This window comes from Streptomyces nodosus (assembly GCF_008704995.1).
GTDB classification, from domain to species: Bacteria; Actinomycetota; Actinomycetes; order Streptomycetales; family Streptomycetaceae; genus Streptomyces; species Streptomyces nodosus.
Genome location: NZ_CP023747.1, coordinates 358,102 through 377,138, shown reverse-complemented (window position 1 = coordinate 377,138; position 19,037 = coordinate 358,102). Strand labels below are relative to the sequence as shown.

General features: G+C 66.7%; 19 protein-coding genes and 4 pseudogenes. 16 read left to right on the top strand and 7 right to left on the bottom strand.

What is annotated here, in order from left to right; all coding sequences use genetic code 11:
• The first annotated feature begins 326 nt into the window (after positions 1–326).
• Positions 327–1,079, top strand: a complete 753-nt coding sequence (locus tag CP978_RS01965; protein ID WP_242647134.1) for a heme o synthase — start codon at positions 327–329, stop codon at positions 1,077–1,079.
• Positions 1,080–1,274: 195 nt separating this feature from the next.
• Here the strand turns inward: CP978_RS01965 and CP978_RS01960 are convergent, their stop codons facing one another.
• From CP978_RS01960 to CP978_RS01950, 3 genes are all read right to left on the bottom strand, one after another.
• Positions 1,275–1,685, bottom strand: coding sequence for a MarR family winged helix-turn-helix transcriptional regulator (locus tag CP978_RS01960; RefSeq protein WP_043437015.1), 411 nt, complete (start codon positions 1,683–1,685; stop codon positions 1,275–1,277).
• 304 nt (positions 1,686–1,989) lie between these two features.
• Positions 1,990–2,751, bottom strand: coding sequence for a maleylpyruvate isomerase family mycothiol-dependent enzyme (locus CP978_RS01955; RefSeq protein ID WP_043437013.1), 762 nt, complete (start codon positions 2,749–2,751; stop codon positions 1,990–1,992).
• Positions 2,752–2,816: 65 nt separating this feature from the next.
• A complete protein-coding gene (locus CP978_RS01950; RefSeq protein ID WP_144401420.1) occupies positions 2,817–3,158 on the bottom strand; it encodes a hypothetical protein in 342 nt (113 codons plus the stop codon).
• Between CP978_RS01950 and CP978_RS01945 the strand changes: the two are divergent.
• The 8 genes and pseudogenes from CP978_RS01945 to CP978_RS01920 all read left to right on the top strand — a co-directional run.
• A pseudogene (locus tag CP978_RS01945) lies at positions 3,148–3,657 on the top strand (DUF3626 domain-containing protein); the annotation flags it as partial. The gene CP978_RS01950 and the pseudogene CP978_RS01945 sit on opposite strands and share 11 nt — an antisense overlap.
• Positions 3,652–4,063, top strand: a pseudogene (locus tag CP978_RS35425) (transposase family protein); the annotation flags it as partial. The pseudogenes CP978_RS01945 and CP978_RS35425, both read left to right, overlap by 6 nt.
• Positions 4,064–4,455: 392 nt before the next feature.
• Entirely contained in the window at positions 4,456–5,439 is a 984-nt protein-coding gene (locus CP978_RS01940; RefSeq protein WP_043437011.1) for a Dyp-type peroxidase, read from the top strand.
• A 22-nt stretch (positions 5,440–5,461) separates the two neighbouring features.
• Complete coding sequence (locus tag CP978_RS01935; protein WP_043447910.1) at positions 5,462–6,259, top strand: family 1 encapsulin nanocompartment shell protein; 798 nt, start codon at positions 5,462–5,464, stop codon at positions 6,257–6,259.
• 70 nt (positions 6,260–6,329) lie between these two features.
• A complete protein-coding gene (locus tag CP978_RS36025) occupies positions 6,330–6,461 on the top strand; it encodes a hypothetical protein (RefSeq protein WP_260421110.1) in 132 nt (43 codons plus the stop codon).
• Positions 6,462–6,505: 44 nt separating this feature from the next.
• Complete coding sequence (locus CP978_RS01930; RefSeq protein ID WP_144401419.1) at positions 6,506–7,213, top strand: hypothetical protein; 708 nt, start codon at positions 6,506–6,508, stop codon at positions 7,211–7,213.
• A 191-nt stretch (positions 7,214–7,404) separates the two neighbouring features.
• Complete coding sequence (locus tag CP978_RS01925) at positions 7,405–7,998, top strand: hypothetical protein (RefSeq protein ID WP_043447909.1); 594 nt, start codon at positions 7,405–7,407, stop codon at positions 7,996–7,998.
• Between the two features lie 28 nt (positions 7,999–8,026).
• Positions 8,027–8,752, top strand: coding sequence for a Mu transposase domain-containing protein (locus tag CP978_RS01920; RefSeq protein WP_376697987.1), 726 nt, complete (start codon positions 8,027–8,029; stop codon positions 8,750–8,752).
• 294 nt (positions 8,753–9,046) lie between these two features.
• Here CP978_RS01920 and CP978_RS36020 read toward each other — a convergent pair whose 3' ends face one another.
• Positions 9,047–9,175, bottom strand: coding sequence for an MFS transporter small subunit (locus CP978_RS36020; protein WP_260421109.1), 129 nt, complete (start codon positions 9,173–9,175; stop codon positions 9,047–9,049).
• On the bottom strand, positions 9,150–10,475 hold the full coding sequence (locus CP978_RS01915; RefSeq protein ID WP_043437005.1) for an OFA family MFS transporter: 1,326 nt from the start codon (positions 10,473–10,475) through the stop codon (positions 9,150–9,152). The genes CP978_RS36020 and CP978_RS01915 overlap by 26 nt, the downstream gene beginning before the upstream one ends.
• A 694-nt stretch (positions 10,476–11,169) precedes the next feature.
• On the opposite strand from CP978_RS01915, the gene CP978_RS01910 reads away from it, so the two are divergent.
• Together CP978_RS01910 and CP978_RS01905 are read left to right on the top strand one after the other, a co-directional pair.
• Complete coding sequence (locus CP978_RS01910; protein WP_221500836.1) at positions 11,170–11,916, top strand: ParB/RepB/Spo0J family partition protein; 747 nt, start codon at positions 11,170–11,172, stop codon at positions 11,914–11,916.
• A 3-nt stretch (positions 11,917–11,919) separates the two neighbouring features.
• Positions 11,920–13,134, top strand: a complete 1,215-nt coding sequence (locus CP978_RS01905; protein WP_052453930.1) for an MFS transporter — start codon at positions 11,920–11,922, stop codon at positions 13,132–13,134.
• Here CP978_RS01905 and CP978_RS36325 read toward each other — a convergent pair.
• Positions 13,129–14,594 (bottom strand): annotated as a pseudogene (locus tag CP978_RS36325) (glycoside hydrolase family 3 N-terminal domain-containing protein). The gene CP978_RS01905 and the pseudogene CP978_RS36325 sit on opposite strands and share 6 nt — an antisense overlap.
• A 473-nt stretch (positions 14,595–15,067) precedes the next feature.
• On the opposite strand from CP978_RS36325, the gene CP978_RS01895 reads away from it, so the two are divergent.
• A complete protein-coding gene (locus CP978_RS01895; protein ID WP_144401418.1) occupies positions 15,068–15,511 on the top strand; it encodes a hypothetical protein in 444 nt (147 codons plus the stop codon).
• A 311-nt stretch (positions 15,512–15,822) separates the two neighbouring features.
• Here CP978_RS01895 and CP978_RS01885 read toward each other — a convergent pair whose 3' ends face one another.
• The gene (locus tag CP978_RS01885; protein ID WP_043437001.1) at positions 15,823–16,092 is read right to left on the bottom strand and encodes a hypothetical protein; all 270 of its coding nucleotides are present in this window, start codon (positions 16,090–16,092) and stop codon (positions 15,823–15,825) included.
• Positions 16,093–16,469: 377 nt separating this feature from the next.
• On the opposite strand from CP978_RS01885, the gene CP978_RS01880 reads away from it, so the two are divergent.
• From CP978_RS01880 to CP978_RS01865, 4 genes and pseudogenes are all read left to right on the top strand, one after another.
• On the top strand, positions 16,470–17,303 hold the full coding sequence (locus CP978_RS01880; RefSeq protein ID WP_043436999.1) for a PIG-L family deacetylase: 834 nt from the start codon (positions 16,470–16,472) through the stop codon (positions 17,301–17,303).
• A 76-nt stretch (positions 17,304–17,379) separates the two neighbouring features.
• Positions 17,380–17,821 (top strand): annotated as a pseudogene (locus CP978_RS01875) (transposase); the annotation flags it as partial.
• Between the two features lie 204 nt (positions 17,822–18,025).
• The gene (locus CP978_RS01870; RefSeq protein ID WP_227745672.1) at positions 18,026–18,349 is read left to right on the top strand and encodes a hypothetical protein; all 324 of its coding nucleotides are present in this window, start codon (positions 18,026–18,028) and stop codon (positions 18,347–18,349) included.
• Between the two features lie 11 nt (positions 18,350–18,360).
• Positions 18,361–18,759, top strand: coding sequence for a hypothetical protein (locus tag CP978_RS01865; protein ID WP_227745289.1), 399 nt, complete (start codon positions 18,361–18,363; stop codon positions 18,757–18,759).
• Positions 18,760–19,037 lie beyond the last annotated feature (278 nt).

The window sequence follows — 19,037 nt, the reverse complement described above, 5'->3', positions numbered from 1 at the left end:
TAGACTGCAAGTGGCGCAGATCGAGAGCCGATGTGGAAGCAGCCGCGAGGCTTGCTGCCCTACGCCGGAAAGGCAGGCCGTTGTGAGCGGCGGAGAGACTAAGAACGGTGTGCCGGTGGAGGTCCGAGAAGTAGAAGACCGGGGCAAATTGCTCGCATCCCACCTCGCCCACGACGCGTCGGTCACAATTACATCTAGAATGTTTCTACGTGTTCGCGCCTACATTGTTTTGACAAAGTCGCGAGTTATGGAGCTCCTGCTTGTCGCGACTGCGCCGACCATGATTCTGGCTCATGGCGTGATTGCTGAATTTGTCGCTCGTTGTGGTGACGCTCATCGGTGGAGCGGCAAGCTCGGGCAGCGCTTCGGCTTTCAATATGTACCTGGACCGAGACATGGATGCCCAGATGAAACGCACATCTGGCCGTCCTTTGGTAACCGGAGAGGTGACACCGCGGTCTGGTCTGGTCTTCGCCTGGATCCTGGCGGTCTCCTCGACGATCTGGTTCTGTTGCCTGGTGAATTACCTGACCGCAGTACTGTCCGTCTGTGCGATTCTATGGTATGTCGTCGTGTACACAATGATCCTCAAGCGTCGCACCGAGCAAAACATCGTGTGGGGCGGAATCGCTGGCTGTTTCCCTGTGATCATTGGCTGGGCAGCAGTGACGGGGACCGTGTCATGGCCGGCGGTAACGCTTTTTGCTGTAATTTTCTTTTGGACCCCGGCGCATTATTGGCCTCTGTCCGTCAAGTACGGTGAGGACTACCGTCGTGTCAACGTCCCAATGCTCGGTGCAATCCGAAAAATCGAATACGTGGCAAAGAGGGTAACCCTATACGCCGTGGCGACCGTCATAACCTCGATTCTCCTCATTCCCATTGCTGGAATGAGTTGGATTTATTCAACGATAGCTGTAGCCGGTGGGGGATGGTTTGTATGGGAGGCTCTTCGGTTTCAGGCCGTCGCCAGTCGAGCGGCAGCCTCCCCTCGACCAATGCGACTGTTTGTAGCATCAAATGTGTATCTCGCAATGTTGTTCGCCGCAGTAGCTGCCGATCCACTCCTAAGACTCTGAGGCTCGCTGCGAAGACCTGGCCCCCACAACGGGCACCGATGTCGTCGAGTCCTTGACTCCCTTGCGCGCTTTCCACTGTCACGACGGGCAAAATGACCAATCCAACCCGCATTGGTCTTCCCGATTCTCCAAGCGATGGCAAGGGTGGGAAGCAACCCAACCGCGATGGTCGCTGCCGGAACGATCACTCAACGCCTACGATGACGAGTCCTTACGCTCGCGACACAACGCTTCCCCAAGACGAGTAAGCGCCCTACCCAGGTCCTTCCACTCTTCCTCCGCGAACACCTCTTGGTCGTGCTCCGCGATCAACTGCGTTGCCCGCTCAAGCATCCTCACGCCACGGTCCGTCAGCTCGATGACCGCTGCGCGGCCCTGCCCAACACCGCCGATCGTGGTGACGTATCCCTCGGAGATCAGCGCTTCGATGATCGGATGCAGGCTCTGTACCTTGATTCCTGCTCGCCGCGCCAGTGCGCTGAACGAGATGCCTGGGTCCTGTCGCAGGTGCCCCAAGAGGCCAAGTCGACGCAAGGACAGGCCGATGCCTTTCAGCGAGTCCTCCACCTGTGCCTCCAAAGAACGCCCCTGGAGGATCATGATCATCGTTGGACTCAGTGGGTATCGCGCCGAGCTAGCGTCCCCCGCGTCTGCCATTCAAGTCTTCCTTCCCTGCTATCCGAGCATCCCACCGTATCGGAATTAGCAGGTCACCTGTGTGGCGTCGCCGCCCTCATGCGTACCGGCCCATCGGCGAGCGACTCGTGGCTGAGTCGGCAGTGCTGCGGGAGGCACTCGGGCCCGAGCTGTACGAGGCCGTACTGGCCGTCCGCCGTGCGGAGGCGGGAGCTGTTCGCGATGTTCACCGACGCGGACGTCATCGAGGCCGTCCGCTGGCGGTATTGACAGGCTACTCCTCGGGCTCCCAGGCGATCAGCTGCTCGAACACCTGCTGGTCGCCCTTGATCTTCAGGTCGCTCAGCGTGAGGCGGCCCCAGACGAAGAGGAGCAGTTGCTCGGCCGTGCCCGTGGCCGAAGCGGAGGCGGGTGCGGCGTCGTCCGTGAGGGGTGCGGGCCAGGCGCCGGTGCCGTCCAGCGCGAGGAGCCAGGAGCGGCCCTCGATGGCGTGGTAGTGGATGGTGGCGGCCTCGTGCGGCCAGGCCGCCGGGGTGGAGTTGCAGGTGTCGAGAAACTCGGCCACGCCGTCGATCGCGACGTCCGCCGGCATCGGCTGCACGGCGCCTGCGGCGAGCTGGGCGTCGTAGGTGTGCACCAGCACCTCGTGCACCCGGCGCCGGGCAACGCCCCAGGCATTCGCCGGCGACACGCCGGAGGCCCACCACGCCCAGCACTCGCGCTCCGGGCCAGCATCGCGCAGTGCACTCAGTAGCAGTTCGTTCGACTCGGCGTACCAGGCCAGCAGCGTCTCGAGCTCGCGCGGCACCTCTGCGGCATCCTTGGCCGGCGGAGCCTCGGCCGGGCCGGCCGCGACGATCGCGGCCCACCAGCGCTGGCCCCTACCCAGGTGCTGCACCAGATCGAACAACGTCCACTCGGGGCAGGACGGCACCGGCGCGTCAAGGCTGGGCGCGGCGGCAACCGCACTCCGGAACGCGGCCGACCGCTCGTCGATCAGTTGCAGCAGGGCGGAATACTCGAGACTCTCTGTCACGTCGCTTGCTTATCACCCCGGCTCAGCCGACCGCACCCTATTTTCCAGGCCGTCGGCTGCGGGAGTCAGAGCACCATATAGAAAGCCTGACCGTAGCCATATCCCCTTCCTGGCTGGCTCGTTGAACGAGTCATGGGGAAGCGGGACGGTCCTCCGTGGATGGTGCCCGATGACCTGTAGGGGCGGATCGAGCCGTTGCTGCCGGTCAGGCAGAGGCGTCCGCCCCACCCGGCCGACTGCCACTGGACGACCGTGGTTGACTGCAGGGCATCCTGTTCGTGCTGCACACCGGGATCGCCGGGAAGCTGGACTGGTCCCAGGCGGTGATCGACGGCTCCCACCACCAGGCCCGTCGAGGCGGCCCAGTGGTTGATCAGCTTGAGGAACACTGTGCGGATGAGATCCACGGCCTCCCAGACATCACAGGAAGGGGCCCTTGGCCATGTCGCGGAACTGGCGTCGGGCCGTCCGGTGGACTCGACGCTGCGGGTGACCCTCAACTTCCCCCCAGACCGACTGCTGCACGGCAAGCCGATCCCGGATGCCATGGCCGAGGACGGTGTCTACCGCTCGCAGTTCGTCACGGGGACCAGCAACGGCGGCCTGACCGCATATCCCGGCGGTGACCGGTGGCGCTGGGAGAGCCGGACCTTCGACGGGGCCTACGACGAAGCGCCCGCTCATGAGCGGCCGGTCTATGGGGCGTTGAACTTCCGTCGCAAGCGCGCCAGCGGGGCACCGCGGTTCGGCTCTGCCCACTTCCGGCTGACGGCCAAAACGCTGGCGCGGACCACATTCTGCTACCCTGACAGTTTCCTTGAACCCGCGGATTTCGGTGTTGCGGCCCGCATGGGGCTCATCGAGCTTGCCCTCGCCGATCGTCAGGACGACCTCGACGACTTCGTCGCCACCTCGGGATGTACCTGGCGGCAGTTGCGGTCGGTCTTCGGCACGTTGTGACAGACCGCCCACAGACGATTCTCCGAGACCTCCGCTGCACGGGTGCGGGCGAAGCTCCATCGCCTGGCGCTGGACGAACTCGGCATCCGGGGAGATCTGGACTGGTCGCGGTGCGCGAGGGACTCCGTGAACATGCGAGCCAAAAAGGGGGGAGCTGACAATTCCGAATCCTGTCGATCGCGGCAAGAAGCGATCGAAGATCCACTCGATCGCGGAGCGGACCGGTCTGCCTCTCTATCGGTGTCTCTGCCGTCAAACCCACGATAGCCAGGCTCTCGAACCCCTCGTTCGTGGCACACCGCCCATCCGATCTCGCCGTGGACCACGTCGATGCCCCCGCCAACAGCACGGGGCCCGCCTTTTGCGACGTCGAGGCACTCCCTGCGGGGTGTATCAGTGACGCCCGATCGTCCCCTTGCCCGTACCCACGCTGTCTGGCGCGGCACGTGACCGACGGTTTCGCCGTACAAGCTGGAGCAGTCCACGCCTTCCTCGGGATCGAGGAAGGCACCAAGTGCCGAGCTGCGGATCGTTTCGGGTCTCATGCGACCAGTGAAGAGGTACCGACGGCTCTGGAACGAGTTCGGGAGCGCAACACCCGGACCCTTGACTGTGGGACGGCCCTTAAACCCGTTCGGGAAAGCGCGAGGCTAACGGCGCCGCTGTCGACCGGAAGCTAGTATTTCGGCTGCGTCGCGACGTTTTGTGTAATGCCGTAGCCCTGACAACTGGGAGGCAGACTCCGTGGTCGAGTCGCAGTCGGTGCTTGCCCCACCGGCCAAGGCCGCCGTATTTCTCGTATGCAGCATCGCGCCGGGTGGTGAGGCCGTCGTTCGTGACCTGCTCCAAGACGTGCCAGGGCTGAAAAGGTCGGTCGGTTTCCGGTCTCCGGATGTCGGGCTCACCTGTGTGGTCGGGATCGGCTCCGCCGCGTGGGACCGGCTCTTCAACGGGCCGCGCCCTCGCGATCTGCATCCTTTCATCCCGTTGGCGGGCTCCCGCCACTGTGCCCCGTCTACCCCTGGTGACCTGCTCTTCCATGTGCGGGCCCGCCGTATGGACCTGTGTTTCGAACTGGCCCAACTGATCGGCGAACGCCTCCATGGAGCGGCCACCGTGGTCGACGAGGTCCACGGTTTTAAGTCCTTCGACGAGCGTGATCTGCTCGGTTTCGTCGACGGCACGGAGAATCCGGAGGGCGCACTCGCGGACGAATCGGTGTTCATCGGTAACGAAGACCGGAACTTCGCAGGCGGCAGTTATGTCATCGTCCAGAAATACCTACACGACCTCACGGCCTGGAAGGCATTGTCAATCGAAGAGCAGGAGAAGGTCATCGGGCGGACCAAGCTGGACAACGTGGAACTGCCTGACGACGTCAAGCCCGCTGACTCCCATGTCGCCCTCAATACAATCACCGACGCCAATGGAACCGAGCGTAAGATCGTACGCGACAACATGCCGTTCGGCCGTATCGGGGACGGAGAGTTCGGCACCTACTTCATCGGCTACGCGCGCACGCCCGAGGTGATCGAGCACATGTTGCGGAACATGTTCCTCGGTGACCGGCCCCACATCCACGACCGTATCCTCGACTTCTCCACGGCGGTCACCGGATCCCTCTTCTGCGTGCCCACTGCCGACTTCCTTGACGATCTGCCCGCTCCGCCCACGGGCGTCACCACAGCCGAAGGCTGCCTGGGTATCGGAAGCCTCAAAGGAGTCTGATCAGATGTCCACGTCCACCGGTATGAACAACCTCCACCGCGAACTCGCCCCCATCACACCCCAGGCGTGGGCACAGATCGAGGACGAGGCCCGTCGCACCTTCCAGCGCAACGTCGGGGGCCGCCGGGTCGTGGACGTGACCGGACCCGATGGACCCACGCTGGCGGCAGCCGGCACCGGTCATCTCACCGCCATCGATGCTCCCGCACAGGGCGTCTTCGCGCGACTGCGTCAGGTGCAACCTCTGGTCGAACTCCGCGTCCCCTTCAAGGTCACCCGCGACGCGGTGGACAACGTCGAGCGCGGTGCTCAGGACTCCGACTGGCAGCCCGTCAAGGACGCGGTGCGCGCCATGGCCTTCGCCGAGGACCGGGCCGTCTTCGAAGGATACGCGGCAGCGGGCATCGACGGGCTACGGCGGCGCACCTCCAATCCCGTGGTCAGCCTCCCGACCGAGCCCCGCAATTACCCGGATGCCGTCAGCCGGGCTCTGACGACGCTGCGCCTGGCCGGGGTCGCCGGCCCCTACTCGCTGGTGCTGGGCGCCGATGCGTACACCGCGGTGAGCGAGACGTCCGACCACGGCTATCCCATCGCCGAGCATCTCGGTCGCTTGCTGGACGGGCCGCCCGTCTGGGCACCCGCGATCGACGGCGCCTTCCTTCTGTCCACCCGGGGCGGCGACTTCGAACTGCGCCTCGGTGAGGACCTCGCGATCGGCTACACCGCCTACGATGCGAACCAGATCGAGATGTACTTCCGTCAGACTTTGACTTTCCTGGTGTACACGGATGAGGCCGTGGTGGCATTCACCTCCTGACCAGGGCCGGAGACACGTAGTCACGCCTGACTGCGGCGCCCGGCCAGCGGACGGGGCGGCTGCGATGTGCATGGCACTGAAGCTGGGAGGGGTCGCGGCCCTGAAGGAGAGCCTGCGGCACATCAACGAGAAGAAGAAGCAGGACGACCGCCTTCGGGGGCAGGCCGAGCACGGTGAGAACGGACCCGGCTTCCTCAGCTGAGCAATCACATTGACCAGCGTGGGCGAGACAGAGATCGTGAGCGCATGATGGACAGCACCTGGCTCAACAACGATCACCAGCTCATCCCCGGCAAGGAGCTCTTCCGCAGCGAGCGCAGGTTTCACCTCTTGGCCTACGCGGCGAGCCACGGCCAACTCCTGATGCGGAGCATCGGCCAGCCCGGCACACCCGGCGAACCCGAGACAACGATCGACCTGCTGTTCAAGCCCGCCGCGGTGGTGAAGATCCGTGACGACTACCGCGGTTTGTCGATCAGGTGCGCGACCGCTGCCGAGAGTGAGCAGGTCAAGGCCGAGTACGCCAGCGTGTCCTTCGGCCGGGGCGATCGTGTCTTCGTTCTGCAGAGCCAGGACGAGGCCGACTACGTGGTCGCCATGGCCGTCGGCTGGAAGGAAGGAATCCTCAGTCGAACGCGCCAAAGCTTCTTCAACGACTTCCACCCCGACAGACCGATATGGCCCAGCCAGCCTCTCTCCGGGGTTGACGCCGGCCTCAACATCGCCTCGGCCCAGGAACTCATCGACGCACTGTCGGCCGAAGGGAATGCCACGATCCGCCGGGAGCGTCACCGCTGGGTCTACGTCGTCATGACACGGGTGATCCGCACGGATGGGCCTGACGTCACCGGGGCGGGCGTTTTCCTGACCAGGGCCGACGCCGAGGACGCCCAGAGCGTGATCGCCGCGAAGTCAGTCGACTGCTGGATCGAGGAGCTCCCGATCGCACTCTGACCAGGAACCGCTCAGGCCCCGTCGATAGTGCCGAGAAGGCCGAAGACGTGGTCCGCGACGTCGTGACCGATGGCCAGCACGGCTCAGGTCGAGCTGAACAGCGCCAGCGTTGCGAACTTTCGCGACCTGCTCGATCGTCGTCACCAGGCGCCTCCAGCCGCCCCCAGGATGCCGTGGTCCAGAATCAGGGCATGGATGTCCCGAAGCTGCTGGAAGCTGCCTTTCTGCTGGTCCCCGAAGAGATCGCCACCGAGAACGACATCACGGTCACGGATGTCTGGGAGTACCTCACCCAGGACGAGTGGGAAGTGGCCCTCGGGCTGCTGGAGGAGCTCGGCGACGTCCATGCGCTTCCGCTCAGTTTTTGGGAGGCCCTGGCCAACGCCGCGGAGCAGATGCGGCTCGAGAGGAGCGCGGCCTGGTGTCATTGCCGCTGTTACGAGACCCGCAACGGCATCATCCGAGCCGACCTCACCCTCCGACCGGCCAGCGAGAGTCGTCGGCAGACGCCATTCTCCGGAGCCGGCGTCCTGCGACTGATGTGGAACATCGGTAACCGAACCCCAACCGGCGAACCGACCCTCAACATAGCGGCGCTCTGGGTGGAGTTCACGCCTTTCCTGGGGCCCGGCGAGCGGTCCTGGGCGCGACTTGCCCCTCTCGATCCCTCGCAGTGGCGGCATCTTCGGCCCGGCCAAGTGATCACGATGCACGAAGACCGAACCGTTGCTGGAACGGCTGTCGTCCTTGAGGCTCTGCCCCCGGCAGCTACGCCCTTCGCATAGCAACTGGCCTCCCATACTCTTGCCGTTGGTGCAGAGAAGCATCTTCGCCTCGGCGGGCCAGCAGGCGTTCTTCGAGGGCCACGTCCACGCTCTCAACGTGCTGGGCGGAGTGTCGACCGGGAGAGCCCACTACGACGATCTCAGGGCCGCCGTCGCCCAGGTACTGGGCCTTTCCCGTCGCCGGGTGGAAGCCGAACGCTGGACTGCCTTTCGTTCGCACTACGGTCTGGACGCCTTCGACTGCCAGCCGGGCATTGGCGGCGCCGATGAGAAGGGCGGAGTCGAGGGACAGACCGGCTGGTTCCACCGCAACCACCTCGTCCCCGTCCCCGAAGTGGACATGCTTGCCACGAGCAACGCGATGATCGAAAGGTGGGACCAGGAGGACGACGCCCGTCGCATCAGGTCCCGTCCCCGCACGATCGGCGTGTGTTTTGCGGCCGAGCAGCCATGGTTGGTGCCCCTGCCGGAGGAACCGTTCGAGACCGGGCGGCTCTTCACCCCACGGGTCTATCGCTACAGCCAGAACTGTGTCCGGATGAACCGCTGCTCGGTGCCGGGCCGCCTGATCGGGTGGACCGTTCGGGTCATACTGCCTGCCTCCGCTTTGGTGGCCTACGACGGCCGCGAGGAAGGCGCCCGGCACGAACGGCTCATCACCCGCGACGCCACCCGCCTCGAACTGTCCTCTCCTGCTACCTCCAGGCCGCCACCCGGCCCCGCCTACCAGTCGACGCTTCGTTCGCTTCGTTGAGGCGCGCATGCTGCAACTGTCCTCTTCCAGCAGCACGGTGGTGGCGCCGAGCGGGTCGGGGTGGTTCGGCTCGATGAGGGTGAAGGCGGAGCCGACAGGTCGGCCGCCCCACCGCCGAACCGGTCGCCGCAGTACCGGCCGGACAAGCCGGTGTGTGGGGCGGACCAGGGGGCTGGTGACACGGACGGCGCGGCCCGCGAACCGTGGCGTCCGGCCGCCGGGCCGTCCGGTCTCCGGCTGCGGCCCGGTCCGGCAGTCTGATCAGGACTCATCGGCACAACGGCGTCCGTGGCCTCACCCGGTGAAGAGCTGTTTGGCCTTCAGGACGAGTTCGTAGAGGCCGTAGCACAGGGGCGCTCCAACCCACAGCCAGGAGAGGGCGATCAGTGCCCGCCGGTCAGGCGTGCTGCTGGTGTCGGCCATCGGCGGCCTCCTTCGGTGCGGGAATGTGGTGACGCGGGTGGACGGGCCGTACGAACTCGTTGGCGATGAACCCGATGACGAGCAGCCCGATCATGATCATGAACGAGAGACCGTAGAGGGCCGATCCGTGCTTGCCGGCCTCCTCCTGGCGGTCGGCGATCCAGTTCACGATCAGCGGGCCGAGGACACCCGCGGTCGACCAGGCGGTGAGCAGCCGGCCGTGGATCGCGCCGACCTCATTGGTCCCGAACAGGTCCTTGAGGTAGGCGGGGATCGTCGCGAATCCGCCTCCGTAGAAGGAGAGGATCACGAGCGCGCACAGGACGAACAGGGGCTTGGACGAGTCGCCGAACGACGCGATCAGCAGATACATCAGCGCCCCGACGCCCAGATAGACGCGGTAGATGTTCTTGCGCCCGATCAGGTCCGAGGTCGAGGACCAGCCGATGCGGCCCGCCATGTTGGCCGCCGACAGCAGAGCGACGAAGCCGGCGGCCGCGAACGCCGACACCGGGGTGGAGGTGTCCGCGAAGAAGTCCGCGATCATCGGGGCGGCCTTCTCCAGGATGCCGATGCCGGCGGTCACGTTCATGCAGAGCACGAGCCACAGGCACCAGAACTGGGGGGTGCGCACAGCGCTGCGGGCGGATACCTGAACGCCGGCGAAGGCGCTCTGCCCGCTCCCGACCGGTTCCTTGGCGCGCGGCACCCGCACCAGCAGGACACCCAGGGACATGAAAACGGCGTACGACAACCCGTGCACGAGGAAGGCGAGGGCGATCCCCGAGTGGTCGGCGCCGAACGAATCCAGCATCTGCGCCGACCAGGGTGAGGCGATCAGCGCGCCGCCGCCGAAGCCCATGATGGCGATGCCGGTGGCCATGCCGGGTCGGTCTGGGAACCACTTGATCAAGGTGGAGACGGGCGATATGTAGCCGATGCCCAGTCCGATGCCGCCGACGAACCCGTAGCCCAGGACGATCAGCCAGTAGTGCTCGGTCTGCGCACCCAGTGCGGCGATCAGGAATCCGGAGGAGAAACAGACCAGGGCGACGGTCATCGCCCAGCGCGGTCCGTTGCGCTCCACGAGCGTGCCGCCGAACGCGGCGGACAGACCGAGCATCACGATGGCCAGTTGGAACGGCAGCGCGCTTTCGGTGCCGTCGAGGTGGAGCGCGGACTCCAGGGGCGGTTTGAACACGCTCCAGGCGTAGGCCTGGCCGATGGACAGGTGGACCGACAGAGCGGCGGGCGGAATCAGCCAGCGGCTCCATCCCGGGGGAGCAACAGGAGCACTCATGATCCCGGACGGTATGAATCCGGTGCCTGGTTGAACACCATCCGGTCGACCGTCTGCGGTGAGCGGTATCCCTCGTGCGACGAACGGTCGTACGCGCCGGTTGCCCCCGCCGGAGAGGCCACCGCCAGTGGGGTTGTGGCGGCACCTGCGGTGGCCGGCCCTCGCCCCGGTGTACCGCGTCCCGCGGTTGAGCGGCGTTGCCCGCTCCACGGGACGCTTGTTGGGGGTGCGCAGCCACTCGGCCGGCCTGGCAGGGCGTATGCGCGTGCGCATCAGAGAAGCTGTAGGTGACCACGGCGCGGGCCGGGAAGCGGAGGGAGCCGCGGACGGCGGGCGGGCGCTCTTTCTTTCCGGGGGATGCCCCCTCGATGAACGGCCCGTAGCCCGAACGTCCGGTGAAGTCGGTACGTCGGAGTACCTGCCTCGGCCGCGGCTGTCTCCGTCGGCCGGGGCTCAAGCGGAGGCGGTTCCTCCCTGTCGGGTGGTGGGTGCCGGTGTCCTGGCCTCGGGGGTGGTTGTGGGTGGTCTTGACTGGTTGGCTTTCGCTGTTTTAGTTTCAGCAGAATATTTCTTGCAGGATGTCGAAACTTTCGTTCGTTCGAGTGGTGAACGCCTCGCGTGTGGGCGGTGTGTGTCCGATGGAACGTATTGGTTCTGTGTGACGATCACCTAATCCTGGGGTGGGGGGGCGCATTTGAACGGCGGCGGGCCTGCGGGGGTGCACGCGGGTGGCGGTTCGGAGCGCCTGGCCTTGTTGGGCGGGGCGGAGTTGGTGGATTGCCCTGTCGAGCGTTTGTCGCCGGCCTTGTTGGCGGGTGGGGTTGTTGTGCGTACGGCGGGGGAGGACGTGTCGCATGTCCGGCTTCTGGCCGGGCTGGAATCGGAACTCCCGCCTATTGTCGTGCACCGTTCGACGATGAGGGTCATTGACGGGATGCACCGTGTGCGGGCTGCGGAGATGCGCGGGGACACGGTGATTTTGGTGCAGTTCTTCGACGGTGACGAGGAGGACGCATTCCTTTTGTCGGTCGCTGTGAACATGAGGCACGGCCTTCCGCTGACGCGTGCGGACCGGACCGCGGCCGTGGAGCGGATCCTCGGCGTGCATCCGGAATGGTCCGACCGGGCTCTGGCCTCCTTCGCGGGGGTTTCGGCCCGCAGGGTTGCGGACATCCGCGGTGGTCTGCGCGCCGGTGGTACTGGGCTGGAGGCGCGGGACGACACCCACGACCTCACCGTCGGAGCAGGCATCGCCGACATGGCGCAGACAATCCTGACCGGCGGACAGCCCTTCCTGTCGGCCGACTTCTCCTTGCACATCCTCGATGTCAGCCTGCGGCTGGCCGAGGGCCGAGGCATCACCGAGACCGTGCCCCTCGTCCACACCGACGACACCAAACTCACCCGCGGCCGGACGACCACGCTCGGCCACAGGAGCTGAGGGGTGCGCCGATGGCTGGCCGGCCCCGGCACCGAGGCCACACCGGCCGCGATCGCGGCACTGGGCGCGCTCATGGCCGCCACATTCTGCATCGTGACCACGGAGAACCTACCGGCCGGCCTGCTCCCACAGATCTCCTCCGGCCTCGGAGTATCACTGTCGGCCACAGGCCAACTCGTCACCGGGTACGCCCTGACCGTGACACTGCTCACCGTCCCACTGACCTACGCCACCCGCCGAATACCACGCCGCCCACTCCTGCTGGGCCTGATGACACTGTTCGTGCTGGCTGGCCTGAGCTCGGCCGCCGCCCCGAACTTCGCCCTGCTGCTGGCTTCCCGGGCTGTGACGGCACTGGTGCACGCCGTCTTCTGGGCAGTGGTCACGGTCACCGCCACAGGCCTGTTCCCGCCGTCGGTACGAGGCCGGATCGTCGCCATGGTGTACGGGGCCGGCTCGATGGCGACGATCCTCGGCGTCCCCGCCGGAAGCTGGATCGGCCAGCAGGCAGGGTGGCGCGCGGCGTTCGTGGCGCTGAGCGGGATCGGCCTGATCGCACTGGTCACCGTCGTCGTCTTCCTGCCCTCCACCGCCGTCACGCAGACGCCTGCCTCCCACACCACCGCCCCGGACACACCCCGTTACACCGTGCTGCTCGTGACGATCGTGCTGGCCATGACAGGCCTGTCGATGGCGTTCACCTACACGGTGCCCTTCCTCACGGACGTCAGCGGGTTCTCCATGCAGGCGGTCAGCCCCCTGCTGCTGTTGCGCGGTGCGGTCGGCATCGCCTCGGTGGCCGTCGCCGGCCACCTCGCGGACCATCACCCGAGGCTGGCCACGACGGTGCCGGTGGCTCTGCTGTCCGTGTCACTGATCGGCATGTATCTGGTGGGGACGGTGCCGCTCCTTGCGGCCGTGCTGATGGCGGTTTCAGGCGTCGCACTGTTCACCATGATCACTACGCTGACCAGCGAACTCCTGGCCGTCGCCCCCGGCAACCTCTATATCGCCTCCGCCGGCGGTAACGCGGTGTTCAACGCGGGGACGGCCGCCGGAGCCGTGCTCGGCGGCCTGGTCCTGTCCGATTTCGGCGTCCGCAGCGTCACGCTCGCCGGCGGCCTGCTGGCCGCCGCGGCGTTGGCCGTCCTCCTGGCCGACCAGCTGATCGGACGGGTCCCGCGCAGCTCGCGCGAGACGGTCACCGACAGCTCATAACGCGGTGACGCGCACCGGCACGGTGAGAACCCGGTCCAAGCCCACGACCCGATCTGGGCCGTCGAGGACGAACGACCCACGCAGGGGGAGGTCCACACTCGACCGCCCCACCTCGACGTGGATCAGACCGGGTTCCACCTTGCGCCGCAGGTCCTGCCCGGTGAAGGACACCCGGTCGGCGTGGACGGTGAACTCCACCCTGGCGGCACACCCCGGTTCGAGCCGCACCCGCGCCCAGCCGGCGAGCCAGCGAACCGGCCGCACCACCGAGGCCACCGGATCGGAAAGTTACAGCTGCACCACCTCGGTGCCCGCCCGCTGCCCCTCGTTACACACGGTGGCACTGATCCGTACGGTCCCATCGGTAGGGATGACATCGGCATCCAGCGCCAGATCCTCGTACCCGAAAGTCGTCCACGTGAGCCCGTGCCCGAACGCGTACAGCGGCGTGGGATCAGTGGCACTCACCTCGGTGGCGCCGGCCATCGGCGGATGCAGGTAGCTCCCCAGCGCGGCACCCGCGTGGCCAGGCATGCTCACCGGCAGCCGTCCCGACGGCTCGACCCGGCCGGACACACCCCCGCGATCGCGGTCGCCCCCTCCTCACCGGGAAAGAACGTCTGCACGACGGCCGCAGCACGCCCGGCCACATCCCCCAGTGCGTAAGGGCGCCCTGAGATCAGCACGACGACCGTGGGCGTACCGGTGTCCAGGACCGCCTGCGCGAGTTCGGCCTGCCGGCCCGGCAGCGCCAGGGTCTGGGCATCGCACCCCTCACCGGAGGTGCCCAGGCCGAACAGCCCGGCCCGGTCACCGAGCGTCAGGACGCAGACGTCGGCGTCACGCGCCGCAGCCACCGCGGCCGCCTCCCCGCGTGAATCCACCACCCCGTGCTTGTTCTTGAGGTTCCAGACCGCCAAATAGTCGGCCAGGACAAGGCCGGTGAAGCCGAGTTCGCCGCGGAGCACATCGGTCAGCAGATGCTGGTCCGCGATGGTGGGAACCCCGTCGACATCGGTCTGCGACGCCATGACGGCACGCGCCCCGCCGTCACGCAGCCCGGCCACGAACGGCTCCAGGATGACATCGGTGAACTCGCGGGGGCCGCACGCCACAGGAGCCATGTTGCGCCCGCCCGCCGAGGCCGAGTACCCGGCGAAGTGCTTGACCGTGGCCGCCACACCCGCGCCCTCCAGACCGCGGACATAGGCGGCGCCCAGGGTCGCGACCAGATGGGGATCGTCACCGATGGTCTCCTCCGTGCAGCCCCACCGGTAGTCGCGCGTCACATCGAGGACGGGCGCCGGACCCAGGTGGACGCCGAGCCTGCGCAGACTGTCCCCGATGGCCGCGGCCATTTTCTCCACCAAGCCCGGATCGAAGGACGGGCCCAAGGCGAGCGGTGTGGGGAAGACCGTGGCAGTCAACGACAGAAGTCCGGTGAGGCACTCCTCGTGCACGAGTGCCGGGATCCTGACCGGTTCGCCGCAACGACGGTCCGCCGCAGCAGGCGCAGCCGCTCCAGCCCCGCTGCCGGCGCCACGGGCGCGGTGCCGTAGACCCTCGTGAGCTGGCCCAGGCCGGCCGCCGCCTCCGCCAGCCGAGCTGCCCGATCTTCTCCGCCAGAGTCATACGCTCAGCAGATCGGCCACCCGATCGCTTACCGGCGAGGACGGATCCGCCACGGATGGCGGACCGACTCGTCGGCACCGGCCTGCGTGAGCCGTTCGGTCACTCGACTTCACCCCCTCGTTCAGAGCATGCCGATTCGCCCTCCGTGGAACAGGGAGCAAAGTGAGGGGAGACAAGGCCGCGTTCATGGGAACGGCCGCCGAAGGCTATCCCTCACGGCCTGGTCCGGGAATGGTGCACAGCCCGCGCCGAACGCCTTGACCTCTGGTGTTTCTCAGGGCCTGCCACATAGGGTGCCGTGGTGACAGGTGCGCTGTACCCACGACTGGCGGATGTGTTCCCAGCACTTGCTACCGAGATCGCCGAACTGCTGCGTGCCGAGGGTGAACCGCTGGCCGGGGCGGTCGCTGGCCTGCCCTACCACGGCCCGTGCACCTGTACCGCAACTTGCATCAACCTGCTGACCGCGCCGCCCGGTTCGTCGGGTTCCTCGGTGATCCAACTTGAACGCGACGGCATGGATGTCATCTGGCTGAGCTTGGATCCTTCCCGCACCACCATCACCGACATTGAAGTTCTGGACGGACGCGATCTCCGCCCAAGTGCCAGCGGTCTGGTTAACCACGTACCTTCCACTGTCCGCCCGACGTCCGAGCGACGCGGAGCTGATCACATGATGGCCTCGAACGATGCCGCGAACGTGATCATTCTGGCTTCAGGGCACACGCCTCGGCCCTCTCGGTGAGATCCCGCCGACAGACGCCACTCATCGCACGCGCATGACCGCGCACTTCGTCTTCGACGAGAACGAGGGCGGCCTTGACCATCCGGACGAGCTTGAGCAGCTTGCTCGGCTTGCTCCTGTCCACCTCCATGGCCGGTGGCAGTCCCGACCCGCGCCTCACCGACACGGTCGCGCCCGGCTTCGTCGAGCCTGTCAAGCGAACGGTGTGACCAGGGTGATGCCCTCCCCGTGCAGCCGCAGCCCCTCGCTGCGGCCCGGTCCACGAGGTCAGTCGGGTGCAGGACCAGGCCGCCGGCAGCGGCGGCACCACGTCACGTCCGCACTGTCAGGCGGTGAGGTCGTCCGCGGAGCGGATGGCCGGGTCGAGCAGGTCGGGCGGGAATGAGCGAGGGGGACAGGTGTCCCGTTTCGGGTGGCGAGCCGGTGCGGGCCTCTCCGGGGAGAAGCGTGAGCAGGGACTGGTCCACCACCAGGTCGTGTGGGGCCAGGCCCAGTGACGTGGCCAGCCGGTCGGGGAAGACGGCCAGATCGCGCAGCAGGGTGCGCGCGGTGACGGTCAGGTGCAGGGCGCCGTCCACCATGGAGGTACTGACTGCGCGGCAGTCCAGGGCGATGCAGCCACTCGGACCCCGGGCCGCCAGTCCTCGGCGGTGTCGTTCGTGAGCCACGGCTCAACCTGTCACCCCGCAGGTCGGCGGCCCCATCTCTGCACGATCTGATGAGACGGGACAGCGTCTGTGTCTCGTTCTTGTTGAACGCCTGCGTCTGGAAGGTCGAGCGGCCGTCCCGGGAACAGATGGTCCGGCCGGCGCGGTTGCATCGACTGAGGGACCGGCGCCGCACGGGCGGGGAACACGGAGACCACAAGGCGTCCGTCCCACCAGGGTCCGGGCCCCAAGATCGCGGTACGCCCGCCGCGCACGGGGACCAGGACGTATCTCTGCAGGAGGACTGTTTCATGACTGACCGGCCCTTGACGCTCATGGCAGTACATGCCCACCCCGACGACGAGGCCACGGGCACCGGAGGGGTCCTCGCGCGGTACGCGGCGGAGGGCATCCGCACGGTTCTCGTGACGTGTACGGACGGCGGTTGCGGTGACGGACCGGGTGGTGTCAAGCCGGGCGATCCCGGGCACGATCCGGCGGCGGTCGCCTTGATGCGCCGTCAAGAACTTGACGCGAGCTGTGACGTCCTGAAGATCAGCGATCTTGAGATGCTGGACTACGCGGACTCCGGGATGATGGGCTGGCCGAGCAATGACGCCCCCGGATCCTTCTGGCAGACCCCCGTGCAGGAAGGCGCGGCCCGACTCGCGGATATCATGCGGCACTACCGACCCGATGTGGTCGTCACCTACGACGAGAACGGCTTCTACGGCCACCCGGACCACATCCAGGCCCACCGCATCACGATGGCGGCGCTGGAGATGACCGGGCTGACACCGAAGGTGTACTGGACCACGATGCCCCGCTCGATGATGCAGCGGTTCGGCGAAATCATGCGCGAGTTTCATGAGGACATGCCGGAGCCGGATCCTGCCGAGGCCGCCGCGATGGCCGAGATCGGCCTCCCGGACGACGAGATCACCACATGGGTGGACACCATCGCGTTCAGCGGTCAGAAGTTCGACGCGTTGGCCGCGCACGCCAGTCAGGGTGAGAACATCTTCTTCCTCAAGATGGGCAAGGAGAGGTTCGGCGAGCTGATGGGCATGGAGACCTTCGTACGTGTCCAGGACGCCACCGGTGCGACCATGCCCGAGAACGATCTCTTCGCCGGACTGCGCTGATCCGCCCGTCCGACCGGCCGCGAAAACGGGGACTGTACATCGTTCGGTGTAACTCCCGATCATGGAAGATGCATCGATGACCAGTGGGAACGTGGCCGAGCACGAGGCTGTCGAGTCGGCGGCGGCTGTGTCGGCGAAGGCCGTGGACGACCGGCTGATCGACGAGTTGGTGAGCCGGGCCCAGGCCGAGGGCCTGTAGCTCACCTGCGAGGGCGGGCTGCTCCAGCAGCTGACCGAACGGCTGCTGGAGTCCGCCCTGGAAGGCGAGATCACCGACCACCCCGCCACGGCTATGGCAAGCACGATCCGGCGGGCAAGAACGGCGGCAACTCCCGCAACGGCAAGCGCTCCAAGACCGCGCTGACCGACGTGGGACCGGCGGAGATCGCCATGCCCGCGACCGGGACGGCTGCTTCGAACCGAAGATCGTCAAGAAGCGGCAGAAGCGCCTGACCGGCGTCGACGAGATGGTCATCTCGCTGGCTGCCAAGGGTCTGACCACCGGTGAGGTCCAGGCCGTCGGCTCCGACGGCGAGGTCACCCCCGTGGCCGAGGCGGGTTCGACGACATCGGGACGGTCGACGAACTGGCCGCCAAGGCCGACGAGGCGAAGTAGCGCCACAACAACGGCGTGGAGCAGGGGACCCCCTGCTCCACGCCGTTCGCCTTCAGAGTGTCATCCTCAATGCCTTGAGTACGCCCGCGCTCAAGGCGACACCCTCGTGAGTGATGTCGACGTGGCGGCCGCGGGCGATACCGGTTCCCCGGCCGGGGATCCGCTGGCACTGGCCGGTCTGTTCGCCGGTGGCGGTGAGCCGTGGCTGCCGCTGCTCGGATCGGTGATCGAGGCGCAGCCGGGAGTCGCCGACTTCATCGGCCCGAAGCGCAGCCCGGAGGTCGTTCCGGTGCGCGAGCTGACGTTCCAGGCGTTGAAGCCTCATCCGCCGGAGAAGTGGAAGGTGGTCGTCCTCGGACAGAAGTCGGGTTCGAGACGCTTCGACAGGCGCACGGATCACGGCTGGCGACGCTTGCTGGCAGGCGGCTGACGAGGTTCGCCGTGGTCCGTTTCATCGAGGACGGGGACTGGTTCGCCGACTGCCCGGTGGTGCTGGACTTCGACGGCGTCCAGGTGGAGGTCTGCCACCGGAAGCTCGACGAGCTCTCGATCGGCTGGGACACGATCGACGCCGCGGCGGACATCGCCGGGTGGGAGTGGTTCGAGCTGACCCCTCAGTGGTCTCAGCGCGATGAGCGCCTCGAACCGTTTGTCGGCCAGGAGCTGCGGGAGGTCGCGCTCCTTGAGTGGCGGCCGGCAGGCCATGACCTGGCTGCTGGAACGGTGGCGGTGGAGTTTGCCTTCGCTGGGGGCTGTCTGCGGATCGTCAACGGACTCGACGAGAACCGCATCGAGGTAGGCGCGGCCCAGCCGGACTACGTTCGGCATCGGCTGGGCTGATGAGGCCTGCTGACCTGTTGGTTTCCGGTTGATCTCAATGACCGGCAGCAAGGTGGCCCGAGCGGGGATGCCGATCTGCCGGGGAGTCGGCCCGGCCGGAGCAGGGCCGTCGGTGAGTCGCTCCAGTAGCTGGTCAAGGGCGCCTTGGCCGTCGTCCACCGCGGCGTGCTCGTCGTCCGTCAGAGGGATGGCGGCGAGCATCTTCTACAGGTTCTCCTCGGCCTCCAGGGGTTGGCCCTTGCTGGATGTTTTCGGGGTGTAGAAGTCGCAGCGTGCGC